Origin of the sequence: Hydrogenophaga sp., assembly GCF_036675665.1 — a bacterium.
Taxonomy (GTDB): domain Bacteria; phylum Pseudomonadota; class Gammaproteobacteria; order Burkholderiales; family Burkholderiaceae_C; genus Hydrogenophaga.
On the sequence record NZ_JAKFEO010000083.1, the window covers coordinates 54011 to 73354 of the forward strand.

The following is a 19344-nucleotide window of genomic DNA, read 5'->3' on the forward strand; positions in this document are numbered from 1 at the left end:
GTTGGATCACTCGACGCGCACCGTCGCGCGCGCCGGCTCGATCAGCGTCTTGCCGGGGTTCAGGTTGTCCATCAGATCCAGCTGAAGCGCGTAGTTGCCGGCGGGGGGTGCCAGCCACACCTCGGTCTGGCCTTCTGGAAACTCGAGCACGGCGGGCGTGCCCCGGTTGCCGTCGGGTGTGACGGTCAGGCGGAAATGCCCGGTGCCTGCAATGCCTTGCGAGCGGTGTGCCACTTCGAGCGCCGAGGCGTGAAACTGCACGCGCATCGGGTTTCTCAGCGTGGAGCGGTCCAGCCCGATGGACAGACCCTTGACCGACAGGGTCTTGGGGTCGACGCCGGTCTTGCGCGTCACCGTGATGCGCGTGGGCTTGCTGAAGACGAAGTGAGGCAGGTGTTTCTGGTCGGCCAGCAGCATGCGCAGCGTGTAGGTGCCCGGCTCCAGCGTGAGCACGGTTTCCATCTGGCCCTTGCCGAAGTGGATGTACTGGTCGTTGAACGGGAGGGCTTCCTTGAAATTCAAGGGCAGGTCGCGGTTGACCAGCAGGTGGTGGTGGCCGCTGCGGGCCCGGCCCGGCTGCGCGATGGGCGCCAGCCCCCAGCCGCCCGTGAGGCCGAACTTCGCCACGAACGGCGTCTCGATCCGGTCCCCGTCCTTGAGGTTGGTGAAGTAGGCCTCGGCCGTCAACCTGGGAGGAGCCGCCTGCCACGGATGTGCCTTCGGCGTGCCCGCTGGGATGGCGGGCTGTGCAGCGCCAGGCTGCGCATGGGCGGAGAGGGCGATCAGGAAGGTCGTGCTCGACAGCAGTGAGATCGCGAGTCGGTTCAGGGATGTGGACATGGCGTTGTATGGTCGGGTGATGAAGCGGTGAAGAATGCTGCGTGTGGCGGGAGACCGCCTCCACGTTACAGGAGGGATTTCAACATGAACAATCGGGCCTGGTATTCCAACTTCGCGAAGAGCATTGCCCGAATGAGCGGACGGCCCAAGACGTTTGCGCTCGCCGCCGCGGTGATCGTGGTCTGGTTGGTCACCGGGCCGTTGTTCGGCTTCAGCGACACCTGGCAGCTGGTGATCAACACCGGCACCACCATCGTCACCTTTCTCATGGTGTTCCTGATCCAGAACACGCAGAACCGCGATTCCGAAGCCTTGCAGATCAAGATCGATGAATTGATCCGCGCCACCCGGGGCGCGCACAACGCGCTGCTGGATCTCGAAGAACTGGAGCAGGACAACCTGGACGAGTTCCGACGGCGCTACCAGTTGCTGGCCAGCGAGGCCAGGCAAGACCTGGAGCGGGGTGATCAGGACACCGGTTCGCCCGAGGCCTGAGCGCCGGGACCCGCGCCCGGTTTTCGGGGTGTGGGGTTCAATCGGTAGCGTTCGATGAAGCCCCGGTCGATGCGGTCCTTCCAGCGCCAGGCCCAGGCGCCCTCCAGGCTCAGCGGGCCGTAGCTCGCGATGGCGTGGCCGGTGCCGCACGACAGCAGGTTGAGCGTGTTCGTGGGCGGCTGGTGCGGCTTCAAGGGCTTGCGCTGGTGAAACGCCAACAGGTTGTGCGCCAGCGGCGGGCCGGCGCGCACCGCGTAGACACCGCTTCTGGCGTGCGGCTCATCGGCCCGGCTGGCCACATCGCCCGCGGCAAACACATGGGGATGGCTGGTGCTTTGCTGGAACGCATTGACCAGCACCTGCCCGGATGCCGACAAGGCCAGACCGCTGCCCTGCAGCCAGGGCGGTGCGTGGGTGCCGATGGCCAGCAGCGGCACGTCGCAGGCCAGCCGCGCGCCGTTGCCCAGCATCACCTCGCCTGGACCAATGCCCACACAGGCTTCGCGCAGCACCGTGATGCCGCGCCGCTTCAACTGACGCAGCACCTTGCGTTGCACCGCGGGACGGTAGTTGTCGGCCACCTCCGGGCCACCGGTGATGAGCGTGAAGCGTGCGCCCGGCATGCCCTGCTGGCGAATGCCCTGCTCGGCGGCGAAGATGAGTTCGATGCCCGCCGCGCCCGCGCCCACCACCGCGAGCGACACCGGCTTTTGCTGTGCGAGTGCCAGCACCTGGGGCCAGAGCTGGGCGAAGGCTTCGATGGGCCGCACGGCGAGTGCGTGGGTGGCCGCGCCCGGCATGTCGGCTTCCAGGCGCGCGCGGTCGATCACCGCGCCGGTGTCGATGGACAGCGCATCAAAGCCCAGCATGGCGGGCACGCCTTGCGCGCCGCCGGCCGCCGCCACGCTCACCGTGTTGCCCACCGGATCGATGCCGGTGCAGCGCCCCTGCACCCAGCGCGCTCCAGCCGCACGCACCAGCGGCTCCAGTTCGATGCGGCAGTCGGCCTCGGCGTAGTGGCCCGCCACGTGGCCGGGCGTCATGCCGCTGTAGGTCTGGTAGGCATGGGGCGTGAGCACCGTCACGTCCAGATCGGCAGGGCGGTGCTGCGCCAGGCTGGCGAGCACATGCACATGGGCATGGCCGGCGCCGAGCAGGAGGAGTTTCTTGATGCCGTGGTGCATGGGCTCCGATGGTACGTGGCGTGTCAAGGTGCGGGGTCGGTCCAGCGGAGGTCGGCCCATCAGGGCGCCGTCATCCGCGTCGCCAGTCGTGAAACCTGCCCACCCAGGCCAGCAGCTTGTGGGGCGCATGGGCGCGCTTCCATTCGCCGGCGGCGTATTTGTTGGCCTCCGAGAGCGTGGGGTAGGTGTGGATGGTGCCCAGGATCTTGTTCAGGCCCAGGCCGTGTTTCATCGCCAGCACGTACTCGGCCAGCAGGTCGCCCGCGTGCGTGCCGACGATGGTCACGCCCAGGATGGTGTCTTTGCCCGGCACCGTGAGCACCTTCACGAAACCGTGCGCCTCGCTGTCGGCGATGGCGCGGTCCAGGTCGTCGATGCCGTACTTCGTCACCTCCACCGCGATGCCTTGCTCCTTCGCTTCCTGCTCGTTCAGGCCCACGCGCGCCACCTCGGGATCGATGAAGGTGGCCCAGGGGATCACGCGGTAGTCGGCCTTGAACTTCCTGAAATCGCCGAACAGCGCGTTGACTGCCGCGTACCAGGCCTGGTGCGCCGCCACGTGGGTGAACTGGTAGGGCCCGGCCACGTCGCCGGCGGCAAAGATGTTGGGGTAGAGCGTCTGCAGGTACTCGTTGGTCTCCACCGTCTTGTCCGTGGGTATGCCCAACGCTTCCAGGCCGTAGCCGGTGAGGCGCGCGCTGCGGCCCACGGCGCACAGCAGCTCGTCGAATTCGATGCGCTGCTCGGCGCCGGCGTGTTCCACCACGATGGCCTTCACACCGTCCCTGCTGTCCACCCGCAGCGCCTTGTGACCGGTGCGCACGTCCACACCGTCTTTCATGAGCGCCTGGCGCGCCAGTTCGCTCACCTCTTCGTCTTCACGCACCATCACGCGCGGCGCCATCTCCACCTGCGTCACCTGCGAGCCCAGGCGCGCAAAACTCTGCGCGAGTTCGCAGCCGATGGGACCACCGCCCAACACCACCAGGCGTTTGGGCACGTCGTCGAGCTGGCCGAATTTCTCCCACATCGTGTCGCTGGTCACATAGCCGCTGTCTTCCAGACCCGGCAGAGGCGGCACCAAGGGCCTGGCACCGGCGGCGATCACGATGCTGCGCGTGGTGAGCGTCTGCGTGCTGCCGTCGTTGAGCGCGATCTCCACCGTCCACGGGTTCACCAGTTTCGCGTAGCCCTGCAGCACCTCCACACCCAGACCGGTGTAGCGCTCCACGCTGTCGTGCGGCTCGATGGTGCGCACGATGTCCTGGATGCGCTGCATCACTGCCTTGAAGCTGAAGGTGGGTTGGGTGCTGTCGAGGCCATAGGTCTGGCCGTGGCGCATCTGGTGGGCCAGCTTCGCGCTCTTGATGAGCGCCTTGCTCGGCACGCAGCCGTAGTTCAGGCAATCGCCGCCCATCTTGTGGGACTCGACCAGCGTGACCTTGGCCTTGACCACCGCCGCGATGTAGGCCGACACCAGGCCGCCCGCACCGGCGCCGATCACGATCAGGTTGCGGTCGAATCGCGCGGGCTTCGCGCTGGCCCAGCGCGCATACACCTTGCGCTTCTGCAGCAGACCCACGAGCCACTTCGCGATCAGCGGAAACACGCCCAGCAGCACGAACGAACCCAGCAGCGCCGGGCTCAGGATGCCCTGGAGCGAATCGATCTGCGCCAGCTGCGTGCCCGCGTTCACATACACCAGCGTGCCGGCCAGCATGCCGATCTGGCTCACCGCGTAGAAGGTCAGCGCCTTCATCTTGGTGAGGCCCATCACCAGGTTGATCACGAAGAACGGCACCACCGGAATCAGCCGCAGCGTGAACAGGTAGAACGCGCCGTCCTTCTCGATGCCGCGGTTGATCTCGGCCAGGCGGTTGCCGAACTTCGCCTCGATGCTGTCGCGCAGCACGAAGCGCGAGACCAGAAACGCCAGCGTGGCGCCCAGGCTGGAGGCAAACGACACCAGCAGCGTGCCCCACCACAGTCCGAAGATGGCGCCGCCGGCCAGCGTGATGATGGTCGCGCCGGGGAACGAGAGTGCGGTGGCCACCACATAGAGGGTGAAGTACGCCAGCGAGATCTTCAGCGGCTCGGCGGTGTAGAGCGCCTCGAAGTTGGCCTGGCTTTGTTTGAGGTAGTCCAGGCTGAGGAAACGGCCCAGATCGAAAAAGAAAAAGGCCGCAGTGCCCAGCAGCACCGCGGCCAGCAACAAGAGCTTTCGAAAGGTCACGACAATTCCAGTGTGGGTTTGCAACCTGTCGGTCGCCGGGGCCGTTGCATTCTTACACCATCCCCTGGTCACCGCCGCCACTCGGAAAGAACCGGCTTGGGAGCCGGAGGGTGGTCTCGCTGTCACACAGTTGTGGCAGTCCTTCGAGGCCCGCTCGCAACGGGTTGTGCCTGTGGAAAAGTCCCTGGCTCACCCGCCGGGACGCGTTCCCCAGCGTCCAACCGTGTCACACGGTTGCGACACGAAGGCGCTGGTCCCGGTGAGGTGTCTTGGGGGTGGCCAGCCTGCGAGCCTCGGCTGCGTCCCTGGGCGCGTCAACAGCGTGTGACAGTTGTTGCAGAAGCCGCTGACCAAGGTCCCGAGCGCAGGGCCACGCGGTGTCCCGTCGCCGCGCTGTTCTCCCTCTGGTGGAGGGCTTGCGCCGCATCTGCCCGCCCGTGTGGCACCAAAGTTGCGAAGCACCATCCGATTTGCGCCTGCGCAACTCAACCCTGTTCCCGTTTCATTCAACTTTCGGAGGACCTATGAAGAAGACACTTCTGGCTTCGGCCATGGCGGTTGCGTTTGGTATCAGCGGCGTGGCGCAGGCCAACACCACCACCAATCAGACCACTGACAACGGCAGCACCAGCACCAGCACCAGCACCAGTACCGACACCACCACGAGCACAGACACCACTACCAGCACCGATACCAATACCAATACCAATACCAATACGAACACCACCACCACCACCACCGACCGGGCCGACAGCAGCGTCAACAAGCGTTCCGGCAATGCCACGGCAGATGCGGAACGCTCGGCGGTGCTGAACAATGGCTCCACAGGCACCTTCAGCAACGCCTTCAACGTGACGACCGTCACCGCCACCAGCAAACTGCACGGCACGGTGAGTGGCAACAGTGCCTACGGCATTGGCAACAACGCCTACAACACCGGCAGCGCCGACGGCGGCAAAGCCTATGGTGGCTACGGCGGCAAGGGCAATGGCGGCAGCGCCAGCGGCTCGGGCACCGGTGGCAACGGCGCAGGCGGTGTGGGCGCGGTGGGCGCAGCGGGCGGTGATGCCTCCAATGGCGACGCCAGCAACGGCAGTGCCAACAACGGCAGCGCGTCCGCCGGCAACGGTGGCACCGGCCGTGGTGGGCGCGCCACTGGCGACGACAGCGGCGGCTCAGCCCGTGCCAACGGCAGGGGCGTGGGCGATGGCGGCGGCAGTGGCTCGGCCAACGGCGGAAACGGCAACGGCGACGGCGATGGAGGTGCGGGTGGAACCAGCGGTTCTGCAGGCGCCTCCGCTTCCAGCGGCACCGGCGGCACCGCCACCAGCAGCGGTGGTGGTGGCACACGCACGGCCGGCACCGGCACCGGCGGCGCCGGCGGCTCCAGCACCAACGGCAGCGCCACCAACGGCGGCGCCAGCAATGGCTCCAACGCTGCGGGCAACGGCGGCAGCGGCGGCAGCGGCACCGGTGGCACCGGTGGCGCCGGCAGTGGCGGCACCGTCACCGCCAACGGCGGCACCGGCGGCAACGGCGCGGGCGGCACGGGTGGTGCAGGCGGGACGAACAACGTGAACGCCGGCACCTTCAGCATGGCCAACACCATGACCAGCGTCGGGCAATCGGCCGCGGGCATCATGATCGCCAGCCAGAACAGCGGGATCTCCTCGCTGGTCCAGCAAAGCGTGAATGTGCAGGCCAACCTGGCTGTGGGCAACTGAACGAACGCTGACGTAGATCACACCGCGCGGCGCTTGGCGCCCATGCACGCGCAGCCGCGCGGTGTTGTTTGCCAACCTCATCAACCACCGAGGGCAAACCATGATGTCGCACCGCCCCCATGGAGCAGTCTTGTGTCTGCTCACCGCATCCTTGCTGACACCCCATGCCAACGCTCAAGTGGCTCCTGAGTCCGCGCAGCATGGCTTTGTGGCGACTCCCGTGGGCACCTCGACGCTGGATGCCCAGCGTGGCGGCAGCACCCACGTGCGCAACGACATGACCTTGACCGGCACCACCGCCGACAACACGGCGCGCCATGTCAACACCGGCAACAACGCGATCAGCGCGGGCGCTTTCGCCAACATGAGCGGCATGCCCGTCGTGATCCAGAACTCGGGGGCGAACGTGCTGATCCAGAACGCCGTCATTCTGAACCTGCAGATGAACTGAAGCGGGATCGTGCCATGTCAGTGCATTCGCTGTTGATCGTTTTGCTGTCTGCCGCCACATCGGTGTGCGCGCAGACCGCGCACTTCCCCTCCACCGGGGCGGGCGACGTGACCATGCCCGTGACCAGCATCCGGCAGGCCCGCCTGGCCGGCACGTTGATGCAGCAATACGACTTCAGTTGCGGATCGGCGGCCATCGCCACGCTGCTGACCCACCACTACGGCACCCCGATCGACGAACAGACCGTGTTTGCCCGGATGTATGCACAGGGTGACCAGGCCAAGATCCAGCGCGAAGGCTTCTCGTTGCTGGACATGAAGCGATTTCTGGCCAGCCTCGGCTTCGAGGCCGATGGCTTCGAACAACCCTTGCGCAAGCTGCAAGAGGCGCGCATCCCCGCTATCGTGCTGATCAACCAGAATGGCTACCAGCACTTCGTCGTGATCAAGGGGCTGCAGGACGACCGCGTGCTCGTCGGTGATCCGTCGCAGGGAACGCGTGCCGTGCCCCTCGATGTGTTCGAGTCCCAATGGCAGAGCAAGCTGCTGTTCGTCATTCACAACCGCATGGAGCAGGCGCGCTTCAATCTCGCCGCCGACTGGCGGGTGGCGCCGCGCGCGCCACTGGGCAGCGACATGGCGCGCTCCGGCACGGGCGCCCTGGTTTTGCCCAGGCACGGACCGGGAGACTTCTGATGCGCACCCGAATCCGACACCACAGCCGGGCGGCGACTCTGGCCAGGACTGCCGCATCTCTGTGCCTGCTGGGAACGCTGGTGGGCGTTGCACAGGCCGCGCCGCCGGTGGTTTCCACGGGCCAGACCTGGCAGGCAGTGAACGACCGAAGACTGGACTCGCTGCGTGGCGGCTTCTTCCTGGGTGGCGGCCTGGTAGTGTCGTTCGGCATCACGCGCTCGGTGTTCATCAACGGCGAGATGATCACCAGCACCACGCTCAATGTCGAGAACGGTGCAGGGATGTCCCTGGACTGGGTGGCCCGCCTTCGCGAGGAGCTGCAGTCCCTCAGATTGGTGCAGAACGGACCGGGCAACACCTTCGTGTCGGGTACCACCGTGTCCCCCGTGAGCGCGCCGGGCGCGACCGCGCCGACTGTCAGCACCGTCGAGGTTGGCACCCCGGGAACGGTCATTCAGAACTCGCTGAACAACCAGCAGATCCTCCACCAGACCGTCATCGACGCGAGCAGCAATGCCCTGGGTCTGTTGAGGTTGTCGAGCCTCCAAAGCACCCTGTCCGAGGCCATACGTCAGAGCATCGGCCAGCGGTGAAGACCGGGCCGAGTTGCGTTTGCCTTTGATTGAGCACGCTCAATCGGCTCCCGCCGAGGCGGTTGCACGATGGCGTCACCAGCGGCAACACACTTTGCTGCTGATGCAACGCGACGTTGCAGCTTTGGGGGAGCCGCAGAATGAAAACCATCAGTTCTCACCACCCGTGGAGGGCGGTGACCGGTTCGGTCTTGGTCTTGTCCAGCGCCTGGGCGCAGGCCCAGGGCGTGCCAGCCCGCCAGGGCGTGGCTCAGCGCATGCAGGCTCTCGAACAGCTGGTCGGCGAGCAAGGTCGACAGATCGAGACGATGCGCCAGCAGTTGCTGGAACAGACGACCCGCCAACAAGACCTGGAGCGTGCGTTGGCGCAGGCCGAAAGCAACGCGCAGGCAGCAGCCGCGGCGGCTGCAGCGCCGGCGGCGACGCCCCCCGGGGAAGTGTCCGCCCCGGCCGACAGCGAGGGTCGCCCCGTGCGGGTCGGTGCTGCGCCGCAGGTAGATCCCCAGCCACCAGCGGTGGCCCCCATCTTTGACCAGCCGGGCATCCTCACGCAGCCTGGTCACTACGTGCTCGAGCCGTCCATCCAGTACGGCTACTCGTCGAGCAACCGGGTCGCGTTGGTGGGCTACACCGTGATTCCGGCGTTGTTGATCGGCCTGATCGACATACGGGAAGTCAAGCGCAACACCTTGACCATGGCCCTGACCGGTCGTTGGGGACTGACCCGCCGCCTCGAAGTGGAAATGAAGCTGCCCTACGTCTACCGATCGGACGACTCCGTCAGCCGGGAGGTCTTCACCGGGTCGGCCTCCGAGAGGGCGTTCAACGCGAGTGGCAGCGCCCTGGGCGACATCGAGTTCGCGGCCCGCTACCAGATCAACCAGCCCCAGGGCAACGACCCGTTCCTGATCGGTTCCCTGCGTCTGAAGACCCGCACCGGCAAGGACCCGTTCGAAGTGGTAACCGATTGTGTGACCCGCTGCGAGGGCAACACCACCGGCACGGGCCTGCCGTTGAAGCTGCCCACCGGGTCGGGCTTTTACTCGCTGCAGCCCTCGCTCACGTGGCTCCTCCCGTCGGATCCCGCCGTGTTTTTTGGCGGCATCAGCTACACGCACAATTTTGGCCGCAGCAACGTGAGCCGCCGGGTGCTTGACGGCCAGCAGGAGTTCATCGGTTCGGTCAAGCCGGGCAATGTCTGGGGCATCAGCTTCGGCATGGGCCTGGCGCTCAACGAGCGCTCGTCCTTCAGCATGGGCGTGGACCTGAACTCGGTCGGGCGAACCAAGCAGAACGGCGTGCCCGTGGTCTCGTCGGTGCGCGCCCAGCTGTCTTCGCTGCTGCTCGGGTATTCGTACCGCTTCAGCCAGAAGACCACCTTGAACGTCACCGTGGGTGCCGGGCTGACGCGCGACACGCCCGACCTCACGTTGAGCGTGCGCTTGCCGATGTCGTTTTGAGAGGCCCGGCCATGTCCGCGCGCAAGATCCTCTGCCTGGGCCTGAGCGAAGAGGCAACGTTGGTGGAGGACCATCTGCAGCGCTCGGGGTGGGTGGTGGTGCGCTGCCAGGACTTGCCAGCCGCGCGCCGCCTGCTGGCACTGCGCAGGTTTGACGTGGCGCTGCTGGTGGCTGGGACGGGGCCCAGGCTGGACGCCGCCGACGTGGCCGCCATGGAGGCCTGTGTCCATGCGTCGTCACCCACGGAATGGGTGGCCCTGTGTGGCCCCGGCGAACTGGAGTCGCCCGCTTTCCGTGCGCTGATCCTGGGCAGCTTCTTCGACTACCAGGTGTTGCCACCGGAGTGGCGAGACCTGAACCGCATGCTGGAGCATGCCGAGCAGCGCGCCCTGCTGCGCAACGCCACCATTCCTCCGCTGTCCAACGGTGACACCCTGGGCATGGTGGGGCAGGCAGAGGTCATGGTGAAGCTGCGCAGGCAGATTCGAAAGGTGGCCGAGACCAGTGCACCGGTGCTGATCTGCGGGGAGAGCGGCAGCGGCAAGGAGTTGGCAGCTCAGGCCATTCATGTGTGCTCGCCGCGCAAGGGGAGCCCACTGGTGGAGGTCAACTGCGGCGCCATCGCCCCCTCGCTGATCCAGTCCGAGCTCTTTGGGTACGTGCGGGGGGCGTTCACCGGGGCAACGGCGGATCGGCGAGGCCTGATCGAAGCGGCCGACGGTGGCACCATCTTTCTGGATGAAGTCGGTGACCTGCCGCTGGAACTGCAGGCCAATCTGTTGCGGTTCCTGCAGGAGAAGTCCATCCAGCGCGTGGGCGCGGTGCGCAGCACCGCAGTGGATGTGCGCGTGATCGCCGCCTCCCACATCGACCTGGCCGACGCCGTGGCGGTGGGCCGATTTCGGGAAGATCTGTTCTACCGGCTCAACGTGTTGCCGATCGAAGTGCCGCCACTGCGCCAGCGCATGGAAGACGTGCCACTGCTGGCCGCTCACTTTCTCAAGATCTGCACCGCCGGTCAGCCTCACCGCGTGGAAGGATTCAGCCGGCAGGCGGTGGAGGCCATGGCAGCCCACACCTGGCCTGGCAATGTCCGCGAGCTCTTCAACCGCGTGCAGCGCGCGGTGGTCATGACCGAGCAACGCTGGATCGGCGCTCACGATCTCGGACTCCAGCCCGCCGACGGCACGGCGGGCATCGACCTGGACCAGGCGCGCACCGCGGCCGAGCGCGATGTGATCTGCCGCGCACTCATGCGCGTGGGCAGCAACATCACCCTGGCGGCGCGCGAGCTGGGCGTCTCGCGCATGACCCTGTACCGTCTGATGGACAAACACGGCATCGGGAACGACCCGGCCGTGCTGGCCCAGCGGCCCTGAGCCCGGCCGCGGGGACCCGGTGTGCGTGGCGAATTCCCGGCCGCAGGCTTGATGCGCGTCATGCTGCGACAGCCCGCGGTGGGCTATGGTCGGCACATGTCCACCGGATCAGATCCACCCCCTCAGGCCTCGACGGCACCTGTCGCCTGGCATGCACGCCCCGGCGCAACCGTGCTGCAGGGCCTCAACAGCGCCGACACCGGACTCACCCCTGCCCAGGCCACCGAGCGCCTGGCGCAGCACGGCCCCAACCGCATCGAACAGGTGGCGCCCACCCGCCTGTGGGTGCGCGTGGCGCGCCAGTTCAACAACCTCCTGATCTACGTGCTGCTCGTGGCCGCACTCGTCACGGTCTGGCTGCGCGACTACCTGGACGCCGCGGTGATCCTCGGCGTGGTGGTGATCAATGCCCTGATTGGTTTCGTGCAGGAAGGCAAGGCCGAGCGTGCGCTGGATGCCGTGCGCGCCATGCTGGCCAGCCGGGCCACCGTGTTGCGCGGTGGCGACCGTCACGAGATCGATGCCGCGGAGCTGGTGCCTGGCGATGTGGTGCTGCTGGAATCGGGCGCGCGCGTGCCGGCCGACCTGCGGCTGCTGCGCACCAAGAACCTGCGCATCGACGAGGCCGCGCTGACCGGTGAGTCGGTGCCCGCCGAGAAAGACGCCGCGCCTGTGGCTCCGGGTGCGCCGCTGGGCGACCGCTTGTGCATGGCCTTTGCCGGCACCACCGTGGCGGTGGGGCAGGCCAGCGGCGTGGTGGTCGCCACGGCCCGTCAGACCGAGATCGGCAAGATCGGTGCGCTGGTCTCGGACGTGAGCAACCTGGCCACGCCACTGACCCGCCGCCTGGACCAGTTCGCGCGCCAGATCACGTTGGTGATCGGGGTGGTGAGCGTGATCACGTTTTTCTACGGCACCTGCATCGGAGGCCTGCCCCCGATGGCGCTCTTCCTGGCGGTGGTGGGGCTGGCCGTGGCGGCCATTCCCGAAGGCCTGCCCGCCATCGTCACCATCACCCTGGCCATCGGCACCGCGGCCATGGCGAGCCAGCGCGCGGTGGTGCGGCGCCTGCCCGCGGTGGAAACGCTGGGATCGGTCAGCGTGATCTGCACCGACAAGACCGGCACCCTGACCCGCAACGAGATGACGGCCGTGCGCGTGATGCTGGCGGGGCGCACGCTGGACGTGACCGGCGCGGGCTACGCGCCCGAGGGTGGCTTTCACCACCATGGCTCGGCGCTGGACGTGACGCAGGAAGCCGCCCTTCAACGCCTGGCCCGCTGCGCGCTGCTCTGCAACGACGCGCAACTGCACCACACGCCGGCCGATGGCTGGGTGCTGGCGGGCGACCCCACCGAAGGCGCGCTGTTGTCGATGGCGCGCAAGGCCGGTCTGGACCCGGCGCACGAGGCAGCGCTCACGCCGCGCCTGGACGACATCCCGTTCGAGTCCGAGCACCGGTTCATGGCCACGCTGCACCACGACCACGCCGGGCGGGTGTTTGCGTTGCTCAAGGGCGCCCCCGAGCGCGTGCTGTCGCTGTGCGTGAACGACCACCGGGGCGCTCCGCTGGACAGCGCTGCCTGGCAGGCCCGCATGGACGAGGCCGCTGACCAGGGCCAGCGTGTGTTGGCCCTGGCCGAGTGCGAGCTGCCGGCGGGGACGGTGTCATTGCGCATGGACGACATCACGCCGCGGTTCACCCTGCTGGGGCTGGTGGGACTGATGGACCCGCCGCGTGTCGAGGCCATCCAGGCGGTGGCCGACTGCCATGGGGCCGGCATCCGCGTGTTGATGATCACCGGCGACCACGCCATCACCGCAGGCGCGATTGGCCGCGAGATCGGCTTGCGCGATGGCCTGCCGCTGACCGGTGCCGAGATCGACCGGCTCGATGATGCGGCGTTGAAAGTGCGTCTGGCGCAGACCGATGTGGTCGCGCGCGCCAGCCCCGAGCACAAGCTGCGCCTGGTGGCCACGCTGCAATCCGAGGGAAAACTGGTGGCGATGACGGGGGACGGCGTGAACGACGCGCCCGCGCTCAAGACCGCCGACATCGGCGTGGCCATGGGGCAGCGCGGCACAGACGCGGCGCGCGAGGCGGCCGACCTGGTGCTCACCGACGACAACTTCGCCACCATCGCCGGCGCGGTGCGCGAGGGCCGCACCGTGTTCGACAACATCAAGAAGTCGCTGCTGTTCGTGCTGCCCACCAACGGTGGCGAGGCCGGGTTGATCCTGCTGGCGGTGTTCGCCGGTCTGGCCATGCCGGTCACGGCCGCACAGATCTTGTGGATCAACATGGTGACCAGCATCACGCTGGACATCTCGCTGGCCTTCGAGCCGGCCGAGCGCGGCGTGATGCAGCGCCCGCCGCGACCGGCCGTCGAGCCCCTCATCACGCGCTGGATGCTCACGCGCGTGGTGTTCGTGAGCCTGCTGCTCATGGGCGCCTCGTTCCTCGTCTTCAACTGGCAACTGGCGCGCGGTGGCAGCCTGGAGATGGCGCGCACCACCGTCATCAACATGATGGTGGTGGGTGAAATCTTCTACCTCTTCAACGTGCGGCATTTCACCGCCAGCGGCCTGACGTGGGAGACCTTGCTGGGCAACCCGGTGGCGGTGTGGACTGGCGTGATCACGCTTGTGCTCCAGCTGCTGCTGACCTACGCGCCGCCGATGCAGCAGCTGTTCGGCACCGCCGCGCTGGATGCGCCGACCTGGGGCGTCATCGTCGCGCTGGCCGTGGGCCTGTTCCTGGCCGTGGAGGCCGAGAAGGCTTGGCTGCGGTACCGAGGCGTGCACCGCATCTGAGCAGCGGTAGACCAGAATCGTCCCGGGGCACCTCGCGGGTGCTGACTGGGCCCGCGGCAGCGAATCAATCGGCGGCGAACCAGCTCTCCAGCGGCAAACCCCCGGTGCCGAGCACGAGAGGTCGCGTGCCGGGAAATGCGGTGGTGAATGCATTCAGTCCGGACACGTTGCCCGGGAGCATGCCGCTCTTGACTTCCAGCGCGAACAATTCGCGGCCCTGGCGCAGCACGAAATCGACCTCGCGGCCACCGTCGTGCCAATAGTGGATCAAGGGTTGGGTGGTGCTGTGGCTCACGTGCCTGGCCAGAAGTTCCGCGCCCACCGCGCTCTCCACCATGCGGCCCCAGAGCTCGGGCGTGGACCGCAGGCGCTCAAATCCGAAGCCTTCAGATGCCGCGATGGAACCCATCAGCGCCGTGTTGAACACCTGCAGCTTGGGGCTGGAGGCGCGTTGTCGAAGCACTTGCCCCGCGTACTTCTGCAGGCCGCACACCATGCCCGCGCCTTCCAGCAGCTCCAGATAGTGGGCCAGCGTGGTGGTGTTGCCCGCGTCGGTGAGTTGCCCCATCATCTTCTGGTAGCTCAACATCTGCCCGCTGTAGCGGCACGCCAGATCGAAGAGCCGCCGCAGCAGCGCGGGCTTCTGCACCGGCGCCATCAGCAGCACATCTTTGGAGATGGTGGTTTCGATCAAGGCATCGCGCACGTAGGCCGCCCAGCGGGTTTCGTTCTCCACCAGTGAGGCCGAGCCGGGATATCCACCGTGGAAGATGAACTGGTCCAGCGTGAAGCCGAATGCTTCCCGCATCTCCCGGTACCGCCAGTGGCCCAGACGCGTCATCTCGAAGCGGCCTGCCATGCTCTCGGTCAGTCCCCTGGCGATCAACAACGGTGCGGACCCCAGAACCACCACCCGCACATCACGACCCGCAGCCGTGTCTTCGTCCCAAAGCCGTTTGACCTCGTCGGTCCAGCGCGGGAGCTTTTGGACTTCATCCAGCACGAGCACGCACGCTCCCGCCTGTGCGGCGAGGAATCGCGCCGTTTCCCAGTGAGTGGACAACCAGCCAGAACCCTGCAGACCGGGGTTGTCCGCGCTCACGCTGTGCTGCGCGATCGATGGGCGGCTTTGATCCGATCCGAGCCTTGCCAGCGCCTGCCGCACCAGGGTGGTCTTCCCCACCTGGCGCGGGCCGGCCACCACTTGCAGGAAGCGTCTTGGCTCGCCCAGTCGCTGAGCGAAACTATGGAGTCCGTCTCTTTGAATTTCAGTGCTCATGAAAATTACTCAATGCGTTGAGATATTTTACTCAATGCGCTGAGTAGATCACTTGAAGCGCTGCCAGCCCCAACCGATGCGCAACGCCGTGGTGATGGCGCACAGCGCCGCAAAGCCGTAGGCGATGGGCGCGAACCACTGCGGCCACAGGCACATGGCGACAAACGCGGCGATGGTCTCGGTGGCCTCGGTCAGACCACCCAGGAAATAGAAGCTCTTGTCGGGAAATGCGGTGGACGCCAGCGCGCGCTTGGCGGCCACGATGGCAAAGGCCAGGAAGCTGCTGGCCGTGCCGATGAAGCTGGCCAGCAGCACGGCGGCGGGCAGCGCGTTGTGCGCCGGGTCGACCACGGCAAACGCCAGCGGAATGGCCGCGTAGAACAGGAAGTCCAGCGTGATGTCGAGGAAGCCGCCGCGGTCGGTGGGGCGGGTGAGTCGCGCCACCGCACCGTCCAGCCCGTCCATGAGCCTTGAGCACAACAACAACACCAGGCCCGCCATGAAGTGCTGGAACACGATGGACACGGCGGCGGCCATGCCGATGGCGAAGCCGATGAAGCTGAGTGCATCGGCGCCCACGCCCGCGCGCACCAGGATGCGCGCCATGCGCGTGAGCACCGGTTTGAGCACCTGTTGAATCGCTCTATCGAGCACGGCCGAGCTCCACCACGAGTGACGGGTCGGCCACGTCGGCCGCGTCGTGTGTCACCAGCACGGCGGGCACCTGGCTCTTGCGCAGGTGATCGAACACGAAGGCGCGGAACTGGTCACGCAGCGCGGCGTCGAGTTTGGAAAACGGCTCGTCGAGCAGCAGCGCCCGGGGGCGCGCAAGGAGTGCGCGCATCAGCGCCACGCGCGCGCGCTGCCCGCCCGAGAGCGTGGCCGGGTCGCGTTCGCCAAAACCGGCCAGACCTGCCTCGATCAGTGCACCTTCCACCGCGGCCAGACGCTCGCGTCGGGGTCCGGCAGGCACCGCGAACAGCAGGTTCTCGGCCACCGTCATGTGCGCGAACAGCAGGTCGTCCTGAAACAGCAGGCCGATGCCGCGCTGTGCGGTGGGCAAGGCCGTGAGGTCGCGTCCGTCCAGCGTCACCGTGCCTTCAAAGCGCAGGGCCTCGCTGCCCTCGGTCACGCCGTGCAGCGTGCCGGCGATGGCCGCGAGCACCGAGCTCTTGCCGCTGCCGCTGGGCCCCATCAGCGTGAGGATGCGGCCCGGCGCCACCTCGATGCGCAGGTCTTGCACCAGCGTGTGGTCTCGGGTGGCGAGGCGGTGGATGTGAACGGCGAGCGTCATGCGGCGGTGTTTCGGAATCGGCGGGGACGACCCAGCCAGGCCGCCAGTGCGAAGGCCAGCACGGGCAGGGCGAGCTGCAGGCCGGCATAGGCGCTGGTGAGCGAGCGCTGCCCACCCGAGGCGAGTGTGACGGCTTCGGTGGTGACGCTGGCAAAACGGCCCGCACCCACATACAGCGTGGGCAGGTACTGCGCCACGCTGACCGCAAAACCCACGGCGGCGGCCGAGGCCAGCGAGCGCTTGAGCAGCGGCCACTTCACGCGCAGCAGGAACGCCCGGCCAGAGCGGCCCAGGCTGGCGTTGAGCTGGGCGTAGCGCGGGTCGAAGCCCAGGTAGGCCGGGCTGAGCGCCAGCAGCACATAGGGCAGCACCATGAGCGTGTGGGCGATCAGCAGACCCCCGGCCTGTCCTTCCAGCCGCAGTTGCAGACCCACGCCGTACAGCCCCACCACCCACAGCACGGCGGGCAGCACCAGCGGCAGGTAGAGCAGCGGGCGCAGGGCTTCGTCCCAGCGGCGCGGCGCCAGCTCCAGCCAGGCCACGCTCCACACCAGCGCGATGGCGCTGCTGCCCGATGCGAGCCACAGCGTGGTGAACACGGTGCCGCTGCTCTGCGCCACCTGCCGCCAGGCGGCGGTGGTGAAGTTCTGTGGCCACACGGCGGGAAACGCCCACACGCCGCTGACGCTGCCCACGGCCAGCGCCAGCAACACGGCGGCGTACACACCCACCAGCAGCCACAGACCGGTGTCGGTGCCCGGTGTGCGCGCCGGCGAACCGCGCAGACCGTGGCCGTGCGCGAGTGCCTTGCGCTGCAACTGCTGCGCAGCCAGCCAGAGTGCACTGCACGCCAGCACCATCAGGGCCAGCAACCCACCGGCGGCGGCACCCTGCGCATAGGTGGCGGGCTCGGCGTCCTGCAGCCATTGCCAGGCCAGCACGGCCAGTGTGGGCGGCGTGGCCGGGCCGATGACGAGCGCCATGTCGACCACGGTGAGTCCGTAGGCCAGCACCGCGAGCAAGGGCCAGCGCAGGCGCGTGGACAACTGCGGCCACAGCACCAGCCAGAAGGCGCGGCGCGGCGCATAGCCCAGGGTTTGCGCCAGCGCGTGTTCGGCGCGCCAGCGCTGGCGCACGTCGTCGCGCTGCAGCTGGGTGGCGGCGGTCCAGAGCAGGAACGGAATTTCCTTGATCACGAGCGCTGCAATCAGGCCCAGGCCCCAGGGGTCTTGCGTGGTGGGCCAGGGTGGTGGGCTGTCAAACCCGGTGAGCCAGGGCGAGAGCGCGCGCAGCAGCCAGCCGCTGGGCGCGAGCAGAAACAGCAGACCGATGGCCAGCGCGGCGTGGGGCGTGGCCAGCATCAGCGGCAGGCCGCGCAGCAGGCGCGCGAGGCGCTGGCGCACGAAGCCTCGCGCCAGCAGCGCGGCCGCGCCCCACCAGGCCAGCAGCGTGGAGGCGAGGCCGGTCCACAGCGTGAGCAGCGCGGCCGGGGCCAGTGCCGGTTCTTGCGCCAGCGAGCGCCAGGCGGCGGCGGTGCTGCCGGTCGTCAGCGCTTCCAGTGCGGTCCACAACAGCGGCACGGCGACCAGCGCGAGCAGGGCGCCAGCACCCAGCCGGCGGCGTAATACCCATGGGGCGTGGCGTGCCAAGGGGCTCACACGCCGTAGCGGCGTGCCCATTCCTTCTCCAGCGGATCGACCCACGAGGCGTGGGGTTCGGGCAGCGTGGGCGCACCCTGGGTCACGAGGCCGGGCAGATTGCCGGTCTGGAACAGGGCGCGCTCGGAGGCGGGCAGACGCGCCACGTCGAGCACGGTCGGATCGCCCCAATGCGCGATGTCGGCCTTGCGCGCCTGCGCGGCGGGCGAGAGCAGGAAGTTGGCCACCACCTGGGCGCCGGGCTTGCTGCGTGCGTTGTAGGGAATGGCGACGAAATGCGTGTTGCCGATCGTGCCCTTTTCAAACTGCCAGCTCACCACGGAGGTGGGCAGGCGTTTCGCCGCGATCTCGTTGGCGGCTTCGTTGGGGTTGAAGGTGATGGCCAGCAGCAGCTCGCCGTCGGCCATCATCTGGCGCACGGCGGCAGCGTTCTGCGGGAACTGTTTGCCCGCGCGCCACAGGTGCGGGCGCAGCGCATCGAGGAAGGGCCACAGCGCGGCAGTCTGCGCGGTGAATGCCGCTTCGGTCACGGGTTGGGCCAGTGCCTTCGCATCGGGCGCGAACTCGACCAGGGCCTGCTTGATGAAGGTGGTGCCGTGAAAGTCCGGCAGGCGCGGGTGGGTGATGCGCCCGGGTCGGGCGCGGGCCAGCGCCAGCAGTGCCCGCATGTCTTGCGGCGGCTGCGGCAGGCGTTTGCTGTCGGCAAACAAGGTGAACTGCGCCATGCCCCAGGGCGACTCCATGCCCTCGGTGGGCACGGAAAAATCGTTCAGCGTGGTGGGTTTTCCTTCCACGTCGACCCAGCGGAAGTTGGGCAGGCTTTCGGCGTATGGGCCGAACAGCAGGCCCTCGCGCTTCATCGCGGCAAAGTTCTCGCCGTTGATCCAGACCAGATCCACCGTGCCTTCGGCGGCCGTGCGGCCCGCGGCCTTCTCGGCTCGCACGCGTTTGACCACGTCGGCCGTGTCGGTGATCTTCACGTGCTGCAGCTTCACGCCAAACGAAGCCTGCACCTGCTGCGCCACCCACTGGATGTAGGCGTTGGTCTGTTCGCTGCCGGCCCACGCGTTCCAGAACACGGTCTGGCCACGGGCGGCCTGCTCGATGGCGGGCCAGTTCGACTGCGCCCAGGCCGGCTGCAAGGACGCGCTGGCGGCGGCTCCGGCGGCCAACAGCCATTGGCGGCGAGACAGGTGGGTGGTGGGCGTGGGTTGAGGCAAAGCGGTTTCTCCGGGATCAATGACT

At 67.6% G+C, this 19344-nt stretch carries 16 protein-coding genes; 8 read left to right on the forward strand and 8 right to left on the reverse strand.

All coding sequences use genetic code 11. The features are described from left to right. Positions 1–6: 6 nt before the first annotated feature. Complete coding sequence (locus V6M63_RS19985) at positions 7–840, reverse strand: DUF4399 domain-containing protein (RefSeq protein WP_332744735.1); 834 nt, start codon at positions 838–840, stop codon at positions 7–9. Between the two features lie 84 nt (positions 841–924). On the opposite strand from V6M63_RS19985, the gene V6M63_RS19990 reads away from it, so the two are divergent. Continuing rightward, the gene (locus tag V6M63_RS19990; RefSeq protein WP_332744737.1) at positions 925–1335 is read left to right on the forward strand and encodes a low affinity iron permease family protein; all 411 of its coding nucleotides are present in this window, start codon (positions 925–927) and stop codon (positions 1333–1335) included. Here V6M63_RS19990 and V6M63_RS19995 read toward each other — a convergent pair. Together V6M63_RS19995 and V6M63_RS20000 are read right to left on the reverse strand one after the other, a co-directional pair. Further along, on the reverse strand, positions 1308–2519 hold the full coding sequence (locus V6M63_RS19995; protein WP_332744739.1) for an FAD-dependent oxidoreductase: 1212 nt from the start codon (positions 2517–2519) through the stop codon (positions 1308–1310). The genes V6M63_RS19990 and V6M63_RS19995 overlap by 28 nt on opposite strands. Before the next feature lie 70 nt (positions 2520–2589). Next, positions 2590–4752 carry an FAD-dependent oxidoreductase gene (locus V6M63_RS20000; RefSeq protein ID WP_332744741.1) on the reverse strand — a complete coding sequence of 721 codons (2163 nt, stop codon included), beginning with the start codon at positions 4750–4752 and terminating at the stop codon, positions 2590–2592. Between the two features lie 524 nt (positions 4753–5276). Between V6M63_RS20000 and V6M63_RS20005 the strand changes: the two genes are divergently transcribed. The 7 genes from V6M63_RS20005 (at position 5277) to V6M63_RS20035 (ending at position 13868) form a co-directional block, all read left to right on the forward strand. After that, positions 5277–6476 carry a hypothetical protein gene (locus V6M63_RS20005; protein ID WP_332744743.1) on the forward strand — a complete coding sequence of 400 codons (1200 nt, stop codon included), beginning with the start codon at positions 5277–5279 and terminating at the stop codon, positions 6474–6476. A gap of 130 nt (positions 6477–6606) precedes the next feature. Beyond that, complete coding sequence (locus V6M63_RS20010; RefSeq protein WP_332744745.1) at positions 6607–6927, forward strand: hypothetical protein; 321 nt, start codon at positions 6607–6609, stop codon at positions 6925–6927. A gap of 14 nt (positions 6928–6941) precedes the next feature. After that, positions 6942–7622 carry a C39 family peptidase gene (locus V6M63_RS20015; RefSeq protein WP_332744746.1) on the forward strand — a complete coding sequence of 227 codons (681 nt, stop codon included), beginning with the start codon at positions 6942–6944 and terminating at the stop codon, positions 7620–7622. Then, the gene (locus V6M63_RS20020) at positions 7622–8215 is read left to right on the forward strand and encodes a hypothetical protein (RefSeq protein ID WP_332744747.1); all 594 of its coding nucleotides are present in this window, start codon (positions 7622–7624) and stop codon (positions 8213–8215) included. Before V6M63_RS20015 ends, V6M63_RS20020 begins: the two co-directional genes overlap by 1 nt. A 140-nt stretch (positions 8216–8355) precedes the next feature. Further along, positions 8356–9675, forward strand: a complete 1320-nt coding sequence (locus V6M63_RS20025; protein WP_332744748.1) for an acetate kinase — start codon at positions 8356–8358, stop codon at positions 9673–9675. 11 nt (positions 9676–9686) lie between these two features. Beyond that, positions 9687–11054 (forward strand): sigma-54 dependent transcriptional regulator, encoded by a 1368-nt coding sequence (locus V6M63_RS20030; protein ID WP_332744750.1) that lies wholly within the window; start codon positions 9687–9689, stop codon positions 11052–11054. A gap of 60 nt (positions 11055–11114) precedes the next feature. Continuing rightward, positions 11115–13868, forward strand: coding sequence for a cation-translocating P-type ATPase (locus V6M63_RS20035; protein ID WP_332744752.1), 2754 nt, complete (start codon positions 11115–11117; stop codon positions 13866–13868). 64 nt (positions 13869–13932) lie between these two features. Here V6M63_RS20035 and V6M63_RS20040 read toward each other — a convergent pair whose 3' ends face one another. Genes V6M63_RS20040 through V6M63_RS20060 form a run of 5 tightly spaced genes read right to left on the reverse strand, consistent with a single transcriptional unit; the run spans position 13933 to position 19319 of the window. After that, complete coding sequence (locus V6M63_RS20040; protein ID WP_332744753.1) at positions 13933–15147, reverse strand: ATP-binding protein; 1215 nt, start codon at positions 15145–15147, stop codon at positions 13933–13935. A gap of 48 nt (positions 15148–15195) precedes the next feature. Next, positions 15196–15801: a CDP-alcohol phosphatidyltransferase family protein gene (locus V6M63_RS20045; protein WP_332744755.1), complete on the reverse strand. Its 606-nt coding sequence runs from the start codon at positions 15799–15801 to the stop codon at positions 15196–15198. Beyond that, complete coding sequence (locus V6M63_RS20050) at positions 15791–16441, reverse strand: ATP-binding cassette domain-containing protein (RefSeq protein WP_332744757.1); 651 nt, start codon at positions 16439–16441, stop codon at positions 15791–15793. The genes V6M63_RS20045 and V6M63_RS20050 overlap by 11 nt, the downstream gene beginning before the upstream one ends. Next, complete coding sequence (locus tag V6M63_RS20055) at positions 16438–18120, reverse strand: ABC transporter permease (RefSeq protein ID WP_332744759.1); 1683 nt, start codon at positions 18118–18120, stop codon at positions 16438–16440. Before V6M63_RS20055 ends, V6M63_RS20050 begins: the two co-directional genes overlap by 4 nt. Further along, on the reverse strand, positions 18096–19319 hold the full coding sequence (locus tag V6M63_RS20060; RefSeq protein WP_332744761.1) for an ABC transporter substrate-binding protein: 1224 nt from the start codon (positions 19317–19319) through the stop codon (positions 18096–18098). The genes V6M63_RS20055 and V6M63_RS20060 overlap by 25 nt, the downstream gene beginning before the upstream one ends. Positions 19320–19344 lie beyond the last annotated feature (25 nt).